We start from the raw sequence: 15,311 nt of genomic DNA, 5'->3' as shown, positions 1-15,311 counted from the left end.
CCTTCTTCACGCCGTGCTTCTTCAACACGTTCGCCATCCGGCAGACATGCTCGTAGAGCTCGTTATAGGTGATCTTCTTGTCGATGTAGGGATTGTCGCCTTCCCAGATGATCGCCACCTGGTCGCCATTCGTCTTCAGATGGCGGTCGATACAATTGTAGGAAACGTTGGTCTGGCCGTCCTCGAACCACTTGATCGAGACCCTGCCGGTAAAGGACGTGTTCTTGACTTTGGTATAGGGCTTGAACCAGTCGATCCGCTTGCCGTGTTTGCCCCAGAACTTGTCCGGATCCTCGACGCTCTCCTCGTACCATTTCAGGTACTTTTCCTTATCGATTAAGGCACGCGCCTTTACCGGCTTCGGCACCGGATGGATCTTCTCCGACATGGAACTCCTCCTCATGGGACATGCGACGGGCCAAGCGATTTATGAGCCCGGACTTCAAATCACGGCAATTCATAGCAGGTCGCATCGCCACGGCAATTAGACAAAGGTCATTTGATTTCGGAAGAATTGCAATTCTGCGACAGTACGGTTATATAGCGGCATATTTCCCGGACATTGTGGTGACAATCCACGGACCGCGACCGGCGCGGACGATAGAAGGACTATATCCATGGCTCAAACATTGCTCATGCCGAAGGCGACCGCCATCTGGCTTGTCGACAACACGGCGCTGTCTTTCGATCAGATCGCGCAGTTCTGCAAACTGCATCCGCTGGAAGTCAAGGCGATCGCCGACGGCGAAGCGGCGCAGGGCATCAAGGGCCTCGATCCGATCTCGACAGGACAGCTTTCCCGTGACGAAATCGCCCGCGCCGAAGCCAATCCGAACCACAAGCTGAAGCTTTCCGAACCGAAGGTGCGGGTGCCGGAATCCAAGCGCCGCGGCCCGCGTTATACGCCGGTTTCCAAGCGCCAGGATCGCCCGAACGCCATTCTCTGGCTCGTTCGTAACCATCCCGAGCTGAAGGACGCGCAGATTTCCCGCCTCGTCGGCACGACGAAATCGACCATCGAGCAGATCCGCGAGCGCACCCACTGGAATTCCGCAAACCTGGCGCCGATGGATCCCGTCACGCTCGGCCTCTGCAGCCAGATTGATCTCGACATGGAAGTGGAAAAGGCTTCCAAGGGCCGTCCGCTGCCGACCGCCGCCGAGCTTGGCGCAACGCTGCAATCGGCCCAGGAAACCGAGCGCCTGACCCCGAGCTATGAGCGCGAAGAGGAAAAGGAAATCGACGCCGATGCCGTCTTCCGCAAGCTGAGCTCGCTGCGCTCGGCCCCGAAGGACGAAGACGACGAAGATCAGTACTGAGATATCAGCTGCCCCATCAAAAACCCCGCCGGATGGAATGAACCGCCCGGCGGGTTTTTTATTGGGGATCGCCTGTCCCGGATCAGCTGCGGAACAGGGTGAGGATGTTCTGTGCCGAGCTATTGGCGATCGAAAGCGACTGGATGCCAAGCTGCTGCTGCGTCTGCAATGCAGAGAGCTTGCTCGATTCCTCTTCCATATCGGCATCGACCAGGCGGCCGATGCCCGAGTCGATGGAATCGTGAAGACCGCTGACGAAATTCTCCTGCAGCTGGATACGGGTCGAGATCGAACCCAGAGCCGAGCCGGCCGCGGTCATGGCGCCGAGCACCAGTTCGATGCCCGTCAGAGCCGAATCGAGCTGGCCCTGGGTGAAATTGGTGATGTCGAGCGCATAGATCGACGGCATGACGATGACCGTGCCGCCATAGGTCCCGTTGAAGGCGGTTCCGATGATGCCGCTGGTGGTCTCGATCGCACCGGTGGAGGTCATGCCGAAGAGCACGTTTCCGAGCGTGCCCGAGTTCAGCACGTAATCCGTCATTTTCACCGAAACCGCATTGCTGCCGTCGCGGACGAAGGAGGAGACGACGCTCTTCGTGCCGGAAGCACCGGCGACCCAGTTTTCGCCGGAGAAGGAAGCCGACTGAGCGATGCTCAGGAGCTGCTCCTGCAACTGGTCGAGCTCCTGCTGGATCTTGGTCTTGTCGACGCCTTTTTCCGTGGCGGCGACGATCTTCGCCTTGATTTCGCTGACGACATCGAGCGCACTGTCCATGGCGGCATAGGCGGTATCGACCTTGGCCGCGCCGAGACCGAGGGCATCGGAGACGGCCGAAAGCGCCTTGTTGTCCGAACGCATGGTTGTTGCGATCGACCAGTAGGCGGCATTATCGGCCGCCTTCTCCACACGATACCCCGAGGAAACGCGACCCTGGGTGTCCTTGAGGCTATCGTTTACACCACGCAAAGTCTGCAGCGCTGCCATGGCAGCGTTGTTCGTGAGGATGCTTGTCATGATCCGTTCCACAATCGTTGAGAAAGGGCATTCCGGACTGAGCCGGTAACGGCGACCGCGTCATGCAAAGCCTGCTGTGCAAGCCATTGCCGTTAACAAATCCTTGCGCAACATGGTTAATAATTTCTCAATTAGACTTTCGGAATGCTTAATTTCACATTGGCAGAGAGCCGAAACCGCGTTTGCGCAGCGCCTCGGCGATCTCCTCCAAAATCGCTGGATCATCAATTGTTGCAGGCATTTTCCAGGGTATGCCGTCGGCAATTTTCTGCATCGTGCCGCGCAGGATTTTGCCGGAGCGCGTCTTCGGCAATCGGTTAACGATAATGGCCGTCTTGAAGGCCGCGACAGGCCCGATTGATTCGCGAATCAGCGCCACCACTTCTGATTCGATTGCCGCGGTTTCACGGGAAACATCCCGTTTCAGCACCAGGAAACCGCAGGGCGCCTGGCCTTTCAGCACGTCGTTCACACCGATCACAGCGCATTCGGCGACATCGGGATGGCGAGCGCAGACCTCCTCCATCGCGCCGGTCGAAAGCCGATGACCGGCGCAATTGATGATGTCGTCGGTGCGCGACATGATGAAGAGATAGCCGTCCTCGTCGACGTAGCCGGCATCGGCCGTCTTGTAGGAACCCGGAAACTCGTCGAGATAGGCCGACCGGAAACGGTCGTCGGCCTTCCAGAGTGTCGGCAGGCAGCCCGGCGGCAAGGGAAGCTTTATGACGATATTGCCGAGCGTTCCCGCCTCGACCGGATAGCCGGCATCGTCGAGCACCGCGATGTCATAGCCGGGCATCGGCAGCGTCGGTGAGCCGTGTTTGACGGGGAGGGCACCGAGACCGAGCGGATTTGCGGCGATCGGCCAGCCGGTCTCCGTCTGCCACCAGTGATCGATCACGGGCACGCCGAGCATGCGCTCCGCCCATTTCAGCGTCTCCGGGTCCGCTCTTTCGCCAGCGAGAAACAGCGCCCGGAAATCCGGCATGAAATATTTCCGCAGCAGTTCGCCCGCGCCATCCTCCCGCCGGATGGCACGGAATGCGGTCGGCGCCGTAAAGAGAACGCGCACCTGATATTCCGAAACGATCCGCCAGAATGCGCCGGCATCCGGAGTCCCCACAGGCTTTCCCTCGAAGATCAGCGTCGTCACGCCCGCGATCAGTGGGGCATAGACGATGTAAGAGTGCCCGACGACCCAGCCGATATCGGAAGCCGTCCAGAAGACTTCGCCGGGCCTCAAGCCGTAGATATTCCGCATCGACCAGCTGAGTGCGACCATATGGCCGCCATTGTCGCGCACGACGCCCTTCGGCTGTCCCGTCGTGCCTGACGTGTAGAGAATGTAGAGCGGGTCGGTCGCCTTGACGGAAACGCAGGCAATCTCGGCGCCGCGGTGGCGCGCCACCGCCGCCTCGAAATCCTGATCGCGGCCGCTGACGAGATCTGCCCGAAGCTCGGGTCGCTGCAGCACCAGGCAGTGCCCGGGCTTCGCTTGCGCGATCTCGATCGCCTGATCGACCAGGGGCTTGTAGGCAACGATGCGGCCGGGCTCGAGCCCACAGCTCGCGGTGATCACCAGCTTGGCTCCGCTGTCGTCGATGCGCGCCGCAAGCTCGCTGGCGGCGAAGCCGCCGAAAACGACCGAATGAACAGCGCCGATGCGGGCGCAGGCGAGCATGGAAAACACCGCCTGCGGCACCATCGGCATATAGAGGATCACACGGTCGCCTTGGCCGATGCCGAGCTCGAGCAGCGTGGCTGCGATCGCCTTCACCTCGCCAAGCGCCTCGTCATAGGTGAAACGGCGTTTCTCGCCGGTCATCGCGCTGTCGAAGAGGATCGCCGTCTCGCCGCCGCGTCCGGCCGCCACATGCCGGTCCAGACAATTATTGCAGGTATTGGTTTCGGCCCCTGAAAACCAGCGGCCATAGACGCCGTCATCCGGCGAAAATATCCGCTCCGGCGGCTTGAACCAGTCGATATCGGCGGCGGCTTCCCGCCAGAAGGCTTCGGGATCGCGTTTCCAGGCCGCATAGACCTGATGATAGCCGTTCTGCATCTGCTCCTCCCCAGGACATGCAAAGCCTCGATATCAATCTAGAGCATGATGCCGAAAAGTGTGAGCGGTTTTCGGACGACATCATGCTCTAACTCTTTAATTTAGAACGGGATTCAGATTTTAGGCCGACTCGGCCTAAAATCATCCCGTTCTAGGCAGCGGCGAGGGGAACGGGAAGCCCGACCAAAGCAGAGTATCAGCGCGCGCCGAAAATCGCCGATCCGACGCGCACGCTGGTGGCGCCGAAGGCGATCGCCGTCTCGTAATCGCCGGACATGCCCATGGAAAGTTTTTCAACGCCGCATTTCAGGGCGAGCTTCGCCAGAAGCGCGAAATGCGGCCCCGGATTTTCCTCGGCCGGCGGAATGCACATCAACCCCTCGATGGACAGGCCGAGTTCATCGCGGCAGAGCGTGACGAAGGCCGGCGTCTCCTCCGGAGCGATGCCCGCCTTCTGCGGCTCGAGGCCGGTATTGACCTGGATGTAGAGCCGGCGCGTCTTGCCTTGCCGCTTCATTTCGTCCGCCAGCGCGCGGGCGATCTTTTCCCGGTCGACGGTCTCGATGACATCGAAGAGCGCCACGGCATCCGCCGCCTTGTTCGATTGCAGCGGCCCGATCAGATGCAGTTCGATATCGGGATGCTCGGCCTTCAGCGCCGGCCACTTGCCCTGGCTTTCCTGCACCCGGTTTTCGCCGAAGACCCGCTGCCCGGCATCGATCGCCGGGCGGATCGCCTCCGCCTCGAATGTCTTCGACACGGCCACGAGCTGAACGGAGCCAGCCGGACGGCCTGCCTGGCGTTCCCCGGCCGCGATCCGCGACCGCACCTCGTCCAAGCGCTCTTGAAGTTCCATCGTTCTGCCTCGACATTTCAGCGTGAAAAGAATGGCAATGAACTAGCCAGCCATTCTGTGCTTGCCAAGACCCGCTTTCGCGAAATCGCTTGCGCCTCATGAAGATCGGACGCTTGCAGCGCCTGCAAAACTTGACGCTACCGTGGTTTCATGGTGAAGGTCTCGACCAACCTCCCCTGATTTTCCGGAATTTCGAATACAATGGCCACCGAACGTTATAATCCGCGCGATGCCGAGCCCCGCTGGCAGCAGAAATGGAACGAAGACAAGGTCTTCGAAACCGACAATTCAGATCCGCGCGAAAAATATTACGTACTCGAAATGTTCCCCTATCCCTCGGGGCGCATTCACATGGGCCACGTCCGCAATTACGCCATGGGCGATGTCGTCGCCCGCTACAAGCGCGCCCGCGGCTATAACGTCCTGCATCCGATGGGCTGGGACGCCTTCGGCATGCCGGCCGAAAACGCCGCCATGGAACGCGGCGTCCATCCGGCCTCCTGGACCTACCAGAACATCGCCTCGATGAAGGCGCAGCTGAAGGCCATGGGACTTTCGCTGGACTGGAGCCGCGAATTCGCCACCTGCGACGTCGAATATTACCAGCACCAGCAGCATCTCTTCGGGGATTTCCTGGAGAAGGGTCTGGTCTACCGCAAGCAGTCGAAAGTGAACTGGGATCCGGTCGACAATACCGTGCTCGCCAACGAACAGGTGATCGACGGCCGCGGCTGGCGTTCCGGCGCGCTGGTCGAACAGCGCGAACTGACGCAGTGGTTCTTCAAGATCACCGATTTCAGCCAGGACCTGCTGGACGCGCTGGATACGCTCGACCAGTGGCCGGAAAAAGTCCGCCTGATGCAGAAGAACTGGATCGGCCGTTCGGAAGGCCTGACGATCCGCTGGGAGATCGTGCCGGAAACGGCGCCGGCCGGCGAGACGGAGATTACCGTCTATACGACCCGTCCGGACACGCTCTTCGGCGCTTCCTTCCTGGCGATCGCCGCCGATCACCCGCTGGCCAAGGACGCCGCCGCCAAGAACGCCGAAATCGAGGCTTTCTGCGAGGAATGCCGCCGCGCCGGCACCTCGCTCGCTGCGCTCGAGACCGCCGAAAAGAAGGGCCTCGACACCGGCATCCGCGTCCGCCATCCGCTCGATCCCTCTTGGGAGCTGCCCGTCTATATCGCCAATTTCGTGCTGATGGATTACGGCACGGGCGCGATCTTCGGCTGCCCGTCCGGCGATCAGCGCGACCTCGATTTCGCCCGGAAATACGGCCTGCCGGTCGTGCCCGTCGTCATGCCGAGCGATGGCGACGCCGCGAGCTTTTCCGTCGGCGATACCGCCTATGACGGCGACGGCGTGATGATCAATTCGCGCTTCCTCGACGGCAAGACGACGGAAGAAGCCTTCAATATCGTTGCCGACCGGCTGTCGGCCGCTTCCCTCGGCAACGCGCCGCAGGGCGAACGGAAGATCAATTTCCGCCTGCGCGACTGGGGCATTTCGCGTCAGCGCTATTGGGGCTGCCCGATCCCGGTCATCCATTGCGATGCCTGCGGCGTCGTGCCGGTGCCGAAGAAGGACCTGCCGGTGAAACTGCCGGAAGACGTCACCTTCGACCAGCCCGGCAATCCGCTCGACCGCCATCCGACGTGGCGCCACGTCGCCTGCCCGCATTGCGGCAAGGACGCGCGCCGCGAGACGGATACGATGGATACCTTCGTCGATTCGAGCTGGTATTTCACCCGCTTTACCGCGCCGTGGGAAGGCAAGCCCACAGATCCTGAGGCCGCTAATCGTTGGCTGCCGGTCGATCAGTATATCGGCGGCATCGAGCACGCGATCCTGCATCTGCTCTATTCCCGTTTCTTCACCCGCGCCATGCGCGAGACCGGCCATGTCGCGGCGAGCGAGCCTTTCAAAGGGCTCTTCACCCAGGGCATGGTCGTCCACGAGACCTACAGCCGTGGCGCCGGCGCCGGCCGCGAGTGGGTGGCCCCCGCCGATATCCGCATCGAGGAGCTCGACGGCAAACGCCGCGCCTTCCTGCTGACCTCAGGCGAGGAGATCGCCATCGGCTCGATCGAGAAAATGTCGAAGTCGAAGAAGAACGTTGTCGATCCAGACGATATCATCGCCTCTTACGGCGCTGACACCGCCCGTTTCTTCGTTTTGTCCGACTCTCCCCCGGAGCGCGACGTCATCTGGTCGGAAGCCGGCGTCGAAGGCGCTCATCGCTTCACCCAGCGCCTCTGGCGGCTGATTTCCGAAGCCGCGGAAGTTTTGTCGGCCGTGACACCCGCGCCGGCCACCGAAGGCGAGGCGCTGGCGATCTCGCAGGCGGCGCACAAGACGCTGAAGGCCGTTCAGAACGACTACGACAAGCTCTGGTTCAACAAGGCCGTCGCTCGCATCTATGAGCTCGTCAATGCGCTCGCCGCGCCGCTGACGAAGGTTGCGGCAGGCGAGGGCGATGCCGCCTATCGCGCGGCCGTGCGTGACGCCGCCGAAATTCTGATCCAGCTCGTCGCGCCGATGACGCCGCATCTGGCCGAAGAATGCTGGGCCGCGCTCGGCAATGATGGGCTTCTCGCCCGTACGGACTGGCCGCGTTACGACGAAACGCTGGTGATGGAAAACGACGTCGTTCTGCCCGTGCAGATCAACGGCAAGAAGCGCGCTGAATTGACAATTTCTCGCGACGCAGATCAGAATGCCGTCACCGACGCCGTGCTCGATCTGGACGCGGTGAAGAACGCGCTGAACGGGCAGGCACCGAAGAAGATCATCGTGGTTCCCCAAAGGATTGTGAACATTGTCGTCTGATATCGCTTGCAAGCTGGCCCGCAATGCCGGGATCGCCATGATCCTTGCCGCCTCGGCTTTTCTTTCGGCCTGCCAGGTCCGGCCGCTTTATTCCGAGCAATCCGGCGTGGTCGAAAAGCTGTCTTCGGTCGGCTTTTCCGAGGCGGGCAGTCGGGTCGAGCAGCAGGTGCGCAACCGCCTGATCTTCCTGGCGTCACGTGGCGCCGGCGAAGCGGTCAACCCGCAATATGAGGTCGAGGTGCACGCCACCTCGGCCGTTGCCGATACGCTGCTCGTCGAATCCTCCGACACGTCGCGAGCCGGCCGCGTGACCGTCAACGTCACCTACACGCTGCGTGCGACCTCCGATAATCATGTCATCAAGGCCGGCAGCCGCCAGGCGACCGCGCTGGTGGACTTCTCCGAGCAGGAATTCGCCAAGCAACGGGCGATTCGTGACGCCGAAAACCGCGCGGCGGATCAGGCGGCAGAATTCGTAGGAGCCGATATCGCCGCCGCCCTCAGCCGTTGAGGGCGGAGATGTGGCTGAGATAAAGTCCCACGAATTCGAAAACTTTCTGCAGAAATCGGCGCGGAACTACCGGATCTTCGTCATTTACGGGCCGGACCGAGGTCTCGTATCCGAACGCGCGAGCCAGCTCGCCGGCAAGACCGGTGTCGCCCTCGACGACCCTTTCTCGCTGACGAAGCTTGATATCGGCGACCTGCAGAAGGATCCCGGCAGGCTGGTTGACGAAGCCCAGTCCATCGGCCTGTTCGGCGGCGAGAAACTGATCTGGATTCGCGGCGCCGCCAACGAAAAATACCTGGTCGATTCATTGGCGCTACTGGCCGAAAAGCCGCTCGAAGCCGCCCATCTGATCGTCGAAGCCGGCGATCTCAAGAAGGGATCACTGCTTCGCAAGGCGGCGGAAGCCGCCCGAGCGATCATGACGATCCCCTCCTATGCCGACGACAGCCGCGCTCTCAACGGATTGATCGATGCAGAACTCGGCGCGGAAAAGCTCGGCATTACGCCAGCCGCGCGCCAGGCGCTGGTTGCGTTGATCGGCGGCGATCGCATCGCTTCCCGCAACGAAGTGCGTAAGTTGGCGCTCTACTGCCGTGGCCTGGATACCATCGAAGAACATCACGTTACCGAAATAATCGGTGACGCCAGCGCCATCTCGGTTGACGACGCGGTCGACGCAATCCTCAGCGGCGATCTGAACGCCTTTTTGCACGCGATGCAGAAGATCAGCAGCTCGAAGACGGCGATTTTCCTCGTGCTCCAGGCATGCCTGAAGCAATTCCAGCTTCTCGATATAATACGCGCCGAAATGGAAGAGAAACGAATTCAAGCGCCGCAAATCATGCAGACGATGGGCCGGCATCTGCATTTCCGCCGCAAGCCGATCATCGAGCAGGCGCTGCGTCACTGGAGTGCGGAAAGCATTGCCCGTGAATCGAACCGCTTGCAGGCCGCTATCCTGCAGAGCCGGCGGCGCCAAGTGCTGGAAGACAGCGTCGCGATGCAGACGCTTCTCTCCACCACCCTGCAATCGGGCCGTAAGCCAGCTTGATTAGCGCCGCTCGAGCAGACGGCAGATCTCTTCAAGCTGCTCCAGCGATTTGTAGGAAATCTTGATCTGGCCACCGCTGGTCTTGTGATTGATCGAAACCTCAAGACCAAGCGCATCAGACAATGTTCTTTCCAGGGCCAACGTGTCGGAATCCTTCTGATCCCGCCGCAAGGCCGGCTGCTGCGGCTCCGACTGCGCCTTGATGTTATTCTGCGCCAGTTTTTCCGCATCGCGCACCGACATGCCCTTGGCGACGATGGTTCGGGCAAGGCTCGCGGGATCCGGCGTCGAAACAAGCGCACGCGCATGCCCGGCCGACAGGCTCCCGGCGGCAAGCAGATCACGCACCGGATCCGGCAGTTTCAAAAGCCGTAATGAATTGGCGACGTGACTGCGGCTCTTGCCGATAATCTCGCCGAGATCATTCTGGGTATAGCCATATTCGGCGATGAGCTGCTCGTAGCCCAAAGCCTCTTCGAGCGGATTGAGATCCGCTCGTTGGACGTTTTCGACGATCGCGATTTCCAGCGCGGTCTTGTCGTCGACATCACGGATAATGACCGGAATCTCGATCAACCCAGCAAGCTGGGCAGCGCGCCAGCGCCGTTCACCGGCGATGATTTCATACTGATCCCGACCCACCGTCCGTACGACGATGGGCTGCACGATGCCATGCTGGCGAATCGAACTGGCGAGATCGTGCAGCTCGGTATCGTCGAAAAAACGGCGAGGATTGCGCGGATTGCGGCTGACGAACTCGATCGGGATCATCCTATCGGCACTGACAGTCCGGTCAGCTTCGACAGGAACAGGCTGATCCATTTCGCCGATCAGCGCCGCAAGGCCGCGGCCCAAACGTCTTTTCGATACATCGTCATTCATGACTTAGACCCTCATGCAATAGTATCAGGCAGCCAGTCTCTGGCGCTCGCGCTGGATAACCTCGGAGGCCAGCTGCAGATAGGCCTGGCTGCCCGCACATTTCAGATCATAGAGAATGGCAGGCTTGCCGTAGGACGGCGCCTCCGAAACCCGCACGTTGCGCGGGATGAGCGTATGATAAACCTTCTCGCCGAGATGCGTCCGCACGTCATTGACGACCTGTTGGGCGAGGTTGTTGCGCGCATCGAACATCGTCAGCACGATACCCTGGATATCCAGTCGCGGATTGACGGTTCGGCGAACCTGGCTGACGGTCTCAAGCAACTGGCTCAATCCTTCCAGGGCGAAAAACTCGCATTGCAACGGCACCAGCACCGAGTGCGCGGCCGCCATAGCATTCATGGTCAGCAGATTGAACGACGGCGGGCAGTCCAGAAGAATATAGGAGAAAGCCATTGCTTCCGGCGAGGACAGCGCCTTCCGCAATTTGAAGACTCGATCGCTTTCCTGCGCGATCTCCATTTCGACGCCGAGCAGATCCATCGTCGAGGGAACGATGAACAGGTTAGGCACTGCCGTTTCCAGCGTTACTTCGCTGATGCCGTGACCGCCGATCATCAGGTCATAGGAGGAAAGTTTGCGGTTGCGGCGATCGATGCCGAGGCCGGTGCTGGCATTGCCCTGCGGGTCGAGATCGACGATCAAGACACGTTCGCCAATGGCGGCAAGCGCAGTTGCCAGGTTGATTGCAGTGGTCGTCTTGCCGACACCACCCTTCTGATTTGCGATGGTGATTATCCGATGTCGTTCGCCAGCCATTGCCGCAATATCCGATTTGTTAAACCAAGCGCCGGAGATTCGATACTTCCAAAATAACAGATTCCTGCTCAACGGCGCTCTTATGTTCTAGCAGATCGAATTCCCAGCGACCACGCGCTTTCTCGATTTCCCTCAGGTAATCCCGGCCTTTGTGAAAAAAGCCGCGACAATTTTCTTGCGAAAGCATCCAGGGCGCGGAATAGCCAATAAGCCCGTCGAGATCGGCCAGCGCCCGCGCGGAGATCGCTCCGCATTCGCCGATTTCCGCAGGGGCATCTTCGATTCGAATGGCGTGAACGCTTCCCCGCGCCTCCGTTTCCCGCAGCGCCGTCCGCAGAAAGGCTGCCTTCTTGTGGTTGCTTTCCACCAGATGGACCCATCCGTCCTGCAGTTCCGCCAGAAAGATCGCGGTAATGACGCCGGGGAAACCGCCGCCGCTTCCCAGATCAACCCAGGTGATCGGCTTCGGATGGATCTGAAAGATCTGGCTGCTGTCGGCGATATGCCGGTTCCACAGATCGTCCAGGGTCGACGGAGCCACCAGATTGATGGTTTTTGCCCACTTCTGGAACAGCGTGGCGAAGTGTCGAAGCCGCTCCTGTGTTTCACGTGAAACACGCAAACCGTTTAATTCCATTCTGAGGGACTCTCAACTTTTGTGTCAGGCGCTTTGCCGCGCCGGGGAATTGAGTCGACGGAGATGCACCAACAGCAGCGCGATGGCCGCCGGCGTCATTCCTTCAACAACAGACGCCTGAGCAATATTCACGGGACGGGCCGCATTCAGCTTGGCCTTCAGTTCGTTTGAAAGTCCAGAAAGACCGCTGTAGTCGAAATCCTGCGGTATCTGCCGCTGCTCATCTCGTTGTTGATCGGCAATCGCCGTGGCTTGCCGATCCAGGTAAACCGAATAACCCGCTTCGATTTCCAGCGCCTCTGCGACCTTGGGTGCGATTGCCCCGAGGGTCTCGGGCCATACGCGCTGAAGTTCGGCGAAATCGTAGTTCGGATAGGACAAGAGATCATAGGCAGTGCGGCGCTGTCCATCGAGGTTGATGTTCAAGCCCGCCCGCCGCGCTTCGTTCGGCGTCACGGCCAGCGATTTGAGCAAAGCTCGGCCGCCCTCGATTTCCGCCTGGTAGGCAGTGAATCGCTCCCCACGCTCCCCGCTCGCACAGCCAAGCTGCATCGCCAGGGACGTCAATCGTATATCGGCATTATCCGCGCGCAATGTCAGCCTATATTCGGCGCGCGACGTAAACATTCGATACGGTTCCGTAACGCCGCGCGAGGTGAGGTCATCGATCATCACACCGATATAGGAGTTCGTTCGGCTGAATTGGAACGGATCCGAATCGCTGCTGTGCAATGCAGCATTCAAACCGGCCGCCAGGCCCTGAGCGGCCGCCTCCTCATAACCGGTGGTGCCGTTGATCTGGCCGGCAAGGAACAATCCTTTCAGCCGCTTGACCTCCAGCGACGGCGTCAGCTCCCGCGGATCGACATGGTCATATTCGATGGCATAACCCGGTTGCAGGATTTTCACCGCTTCGAGACCAGGAATGGTCTTGATGAAATCTGCCTGAACCTCTGCCGGCAGGGAGGTCGAAATCCCGTTCGGATAAACGGTGTCGTCATCCAGACCCTCCGGCTCGAGAAAGACCTGATGTCCATCCCGCTCGCCGAATTTCACCAGCTTGTCTTCGATCGAGGGGCAATAGCGCGGGCCAACACCCTCGATCTGGCCGGAATACATTGCCGACCGCATGATGTTGTCGACGATAATCCTGTGTGTCGCTTCGGTGGTCCTCGTCACCCCGCAGTCAATCTGAGGCGTCGTAATCCGATCGGTCATGAACGAGAAGGGGACGAGCTCCTCGTCGGCCCCCTGCCGGCCCACGGACTGCCAATCGATCGTCTTTCCGTCCAGCCGCGCCGGCGTTCCTGTCTTCAAGCGCCCCAACCCCAAGCCGAGCCGCGCCAGCGTGGCGGACAGTCCGATCGAAGGCGCTTCGCCGACCCGACCGGCCGGGGTCTTTTCCGAACCGATATGGATAAGGCCGCGAAGAAAGGTGCCCGTCGTCAAAACCACCGCAGGCGTTTTAAAGGTTCGGCCATCCTTCATGATGACGCCCGTCACGCCGCCATCAACGACATCCAGATCGAACACATCCCCTTCGATAATGTCGAGACCCGGCGTCGCTTCGATGGCGGCCAGCATCGCCAGCCGGTAGAGCTTTCGATCCGCCTGCGTCCGCGGTCCGCGAACGGCCGCGCCCTTCTTTTTGTTCAGCATTCTGAACTGAATGCCGGCCGCATCGGCGATCCGGCCCATCAGGCCATCCATCGCGTCGATCTCGCGCACGAGATGACCCTTTCCAAGTCCGCCAATGGCCGGATTGCACGACATGACGCCGATCGTGTCGCGCCTATGCGTTACGAGCGCGGTCTTCGCGCCCAGCCGCGCAGCCGCGCTCGCCGCTTCCGACCCCGCATGGCCGCCGCCGATCACGATCACATCATAGACATCTACGGTCATTCCAAGACTCCAATCCGGCGGTAGCTTCATCTGAGACCGGTCAGCCGTCCAGGCTGAAAGGTTTCACGTGAATCATTTGCCGATACAAAACTCCGAGAAGATCACCCCAAGCAGCTGCTCGACATCCACTCGACCGGTAATCCTACCCAGATAGTCGGCGGCAACTCGAAGCTGCTCGGTGCGCAGTTCCAGATCCACATCGACCTGCGAAATCGCCTCGTCGAGAGCCGACAAACATTTCGCCAGCGAATCCTTATGCCTTTGCCGGCTGGGAATCGCCATGGACAGGCCACCGAAACGATCTGCGACGACCCTACCGATCAGCTGCCGCAGCTCCGGCAAACCATCGCCTGTCGTCGTGGAGATCTGCAGGTCGTACCGACTAGGGGCGATATCGATAAGGTCCTTCTTCGTGCCGACAGTAACATGCGGAAAAGTCGGCTCCAAGTCGCCAGGTATCTCGGGACTGGTCATGTCGACCAGCAGCAGCACGAGATCGGCGTCAAGAAGGGCAACACGCGCCCGCCGCACGCCTTCCATCTCCACCCGGTCCTCCGTCTCCCGGAGGCCGGCCGTATCGTAGAGTTTCACCAGATAGCCATCGATATCGAGATCGAGATGCAGCACATCGCGCGTCGTTCCGGCGATGTCGGTGACGATCGCGACGTCACGGCGCGCTAGGGCGTTCAACAGGCTCGACTTGCCGGCATTCGGCGCGCCGGCAATCACCACCTTGAAGCCGTCCCTGATGATTTCCCCGGCCGAAGCAGCGTCCAGATGCTGAGCGATATCGGTGCGAAGCTTCTCCATATCGGACCAGACCATATCCGAGACCGAGCCCGGCACGTCGTCTTCGTCGGGAAAATCCAGTTCCGCTTCGATCAGGGCGCGCGCGCGGGTTAATCGTTCCGCCCACGAATCGTAAATCGCCGAAAGGCCGCCGGCACTATGTTCGACGGCGAGGCGGCGCTGCATTTCCGTTTCAGCGCCGATCAGATCGGCCAATCCCTCAACTTCGACAAGATCCAGCTTGCCGTTTTCGAAGGCGCGTCGCGAGAACTCTCCTTCGACGGCCATCCGCACGTTGGGAAATCCACCGAGCGTCTGAAACAACGCAGCCAGGACCGCTTTACTGCCGTGGATCTGCAATTCCGCAACGTCCTCGCCCGTAAACGAGTTGGGCGCGGGAAAAAACAGCGCCAGTCCGCGATCGATCGGCTCATTGTTACGAGTCCGAATCGTTCGATAGGCTGCCGCCCGATCGGCGGGAACCGAGCCGATGAGGCTCACAAGCACGTCCCTGGTCGCCGGCCCGCTGATGCGAACCACCGAGACACCCGAAGGCGGCGCCCCGCTCGAGACGGCATATATGGTGTCATGCGGTATGGCCATGCGTCTGTCTATCGGTTCGAATCCGAG

The 15,311-nt window shown here is 60.5% G+C and carries 13 protein-coding genes; 4 read left to right on the top strand and 9 right to left on the bottom strand.

The genetic code is table 11. The annotated features are described in order from the left end of the window. Positions 1-388, bottom strand: a 388-nt coding sequence (locus tag ATY76_RS14295) for an acetyl-coenzyme A synthetase N-terminal domain-containing protein (RefSeq protein WP_141105017.1), incomplete at its 3' end; no start/stop codon positions are given. A 229-nt stretch (positions 389-617) separates the two neighbouring features. Here ATY76_RS14295 and ATY76_RS14290 point away from each other — a divergent pair. Then, a complete protein-coding gene (locus ATY76_RS14290) occupies positions 618-1,319 on the top strand; it encodes a DUF1013 domain-containing protein (protein ID WP_088675408.1) in 702 nt (233 codons plus the stop codon). An 82-nt stretch (positions 1,320-1,401) separates the two neighbouring features. On the opposite strand, the gene ATY76_RS14285 is transcribed toward ATY76_RS14290, so the two are convergent. The 3 genes from ATY76_RS14285 to ATY76_RS14275 form a co-directional block, all read right to left on the bottom strand. Beyond that, a complete protein-coding gene (locus ATY76_RS14285; RefSeq protein WP_088675407.1) occupies positions 1,402-2,337 on the bottom strand; it encodes a flagellin in 936 nt (311 codons plus the stop codon). A 154-nt stretch (positions 2,338-2,491) separates the two neighbouring features. Further along, positions 2,492-4,402, bottom strand: a complete 1,911-nt coding sequence (locus tag ATY76_RS14280; protein ID WP_088675406.1) for a propionyl-CoA synthetase — start codon at positions 4,400-4,402, stop codon at positions 2,492-2,494. Between the two features lie 196 nt (positions 4,403-4,598). After that, positions 4,599-5,258 (bottom strand): YggS family pyridoxal phosphate-dependent enzyme, encoded by a 660-nt coding sequence (locus ATY76_RS14275; protein WP_088675405.1) that lies wholly within the window; start codon positions 5,256-5,258, stop codon positions 4,599-4,601. 201 nt (positions 5,259-5,459) lie between these two features. Between ATY76_RS14275 and leuS the strand changes: the two genes are divergently transcribed. Genes leuS through holA form a run of 3 tightly spaced genes read left to right on the top strand, consistent with a single transcriptional unit; the run spans position 5,460 to position 9,652 of the window. Continuing rightward, positions 5,460-8,090 carry a leucine--tRNA ligase gene (gene leuS / locus ATY76_RS14270; protein WP_088675404.1) on the top strand — a complete coding sequence of 877 codons (2,631 nt, stop codon included), beginning with the start codon at positions 5,460-5,462 and terminating at the stop codon, positions 8,088-8,090. Continuing rightward, positions 8,080-8,601, top strand: a complete 522-nt coding sequence (lptE, locus tag ATY76_RS14265; protein WP_088675403.1) for an LPS assembly lipoprotein LptE — start codon at positions 8,080-8,082, stop codon at positions 8,599-8,601. The genes leuS and lptE overlap by 11 nt, the downstream gene beginning before the upstream one ends. A 10-nt stretch (positions 8,602-8,611) precedes the next feature. After that, positions 8,612-9,652, top strand: a complete 1,041-nt coding sequence (holA, locus tag ATY76_RS14260; protein ID WP_088675402.1) for a DNA polymerase III subunit delta — start codon at positions 8,612-8,614, stop codon at positions 9,650-9,652. On the opposite strand, the gene ATY76_RS14255 is transcribed toward holA, so the two are convergent. The 5 genes from ATY76_RS14255 to mnmE form a co-directional block, all read right to left on the bottom strand. Further along, the gene (locus tag ATY76_RS14255; RefSeq protein WP_088675401.1) at positions 9,653-10,534 is read right to left on the bottom strand and encodes a ParB/RepB/Spo0J family partition protein; all 882 of its coding nucleotides are present in this window, start codon (positions 10,532-10,534) and stop codon (positions 9,653-9,655) included. It lies immediately after the preceding gene. A gap of 24 nt (positions 10,535-10,558) precedes the next feature. Beyond that, positions 10,559-11,353, bottom strand: coding sequence for a ParA family protein (locus ATY76_RS14250; protein WP_088675400.1), 795 nt, complete (start codon positions 11,351-11,353; stop codon positions 10,559-10,561). A gap of 19 nt (positions 11,354-11,372) precedes the next feature. Further along, the gene (gene rsmG / locus ATY76_RS14245) at positions 11,373-11,990 is read right to left on the bottom strand and encodes a 16S rRNA (guanine(527)-N(7))-methyltransferase RsmG (RefSeq protein WP_088675399.1); all 618 of its coding nucleotides are present in this window, start codon (positions 11,988-11,990) and stop codon (positions 11,373-11,375) included. A 24-nt stretch (positions 11,991-12,014) separates the two neighbouring features. Further along, on the bottom strand, positions 12,015-13,892 hold the full coding sequence (mnmG, locus tag ATY76_RS14240; RefSeq protein ID WP_088675398.1) for a tRNA uridine-5-carboxymethylaminomethyl(34) synthesis enzyme MnmG: 1,878 nt from the start codon (positions 13,890-13,892) through the stop codon (positions 12,015-12,017). Positions 13,893-13,964: 72 nt separating this feature from the next. After that, positions 13,965-15,284 (bottom strand): tRNA uridine-5-carboxymethylaminomethyl(34) synthesis GTPase MnmE, encoded by a 1,320-nt coding sequence (gene mnmE, locus ATY76_RS14235; protein WP_088675397.1) that lies wholly within the window; start codon positions 15,282-15,284, stop codon positions 13,965-13,967. Between the last annotated feature and the right edge of the window lie 27 nt (positions 15,285-15,311).

Source organism: Rhizobium sp. R339 (assembly GCF_002211395.1).
GTDB lineage: Bacteria > Pseudomonadota > Alphaproteobacteria > Rhizobiales > Rhizobiaceae > Rhizobium.
The sequence above is the reverse complement of the archived record's forward strand: the minus strand, read 5'-3'. Positions and strand labels throughout refer to the sequence as shown.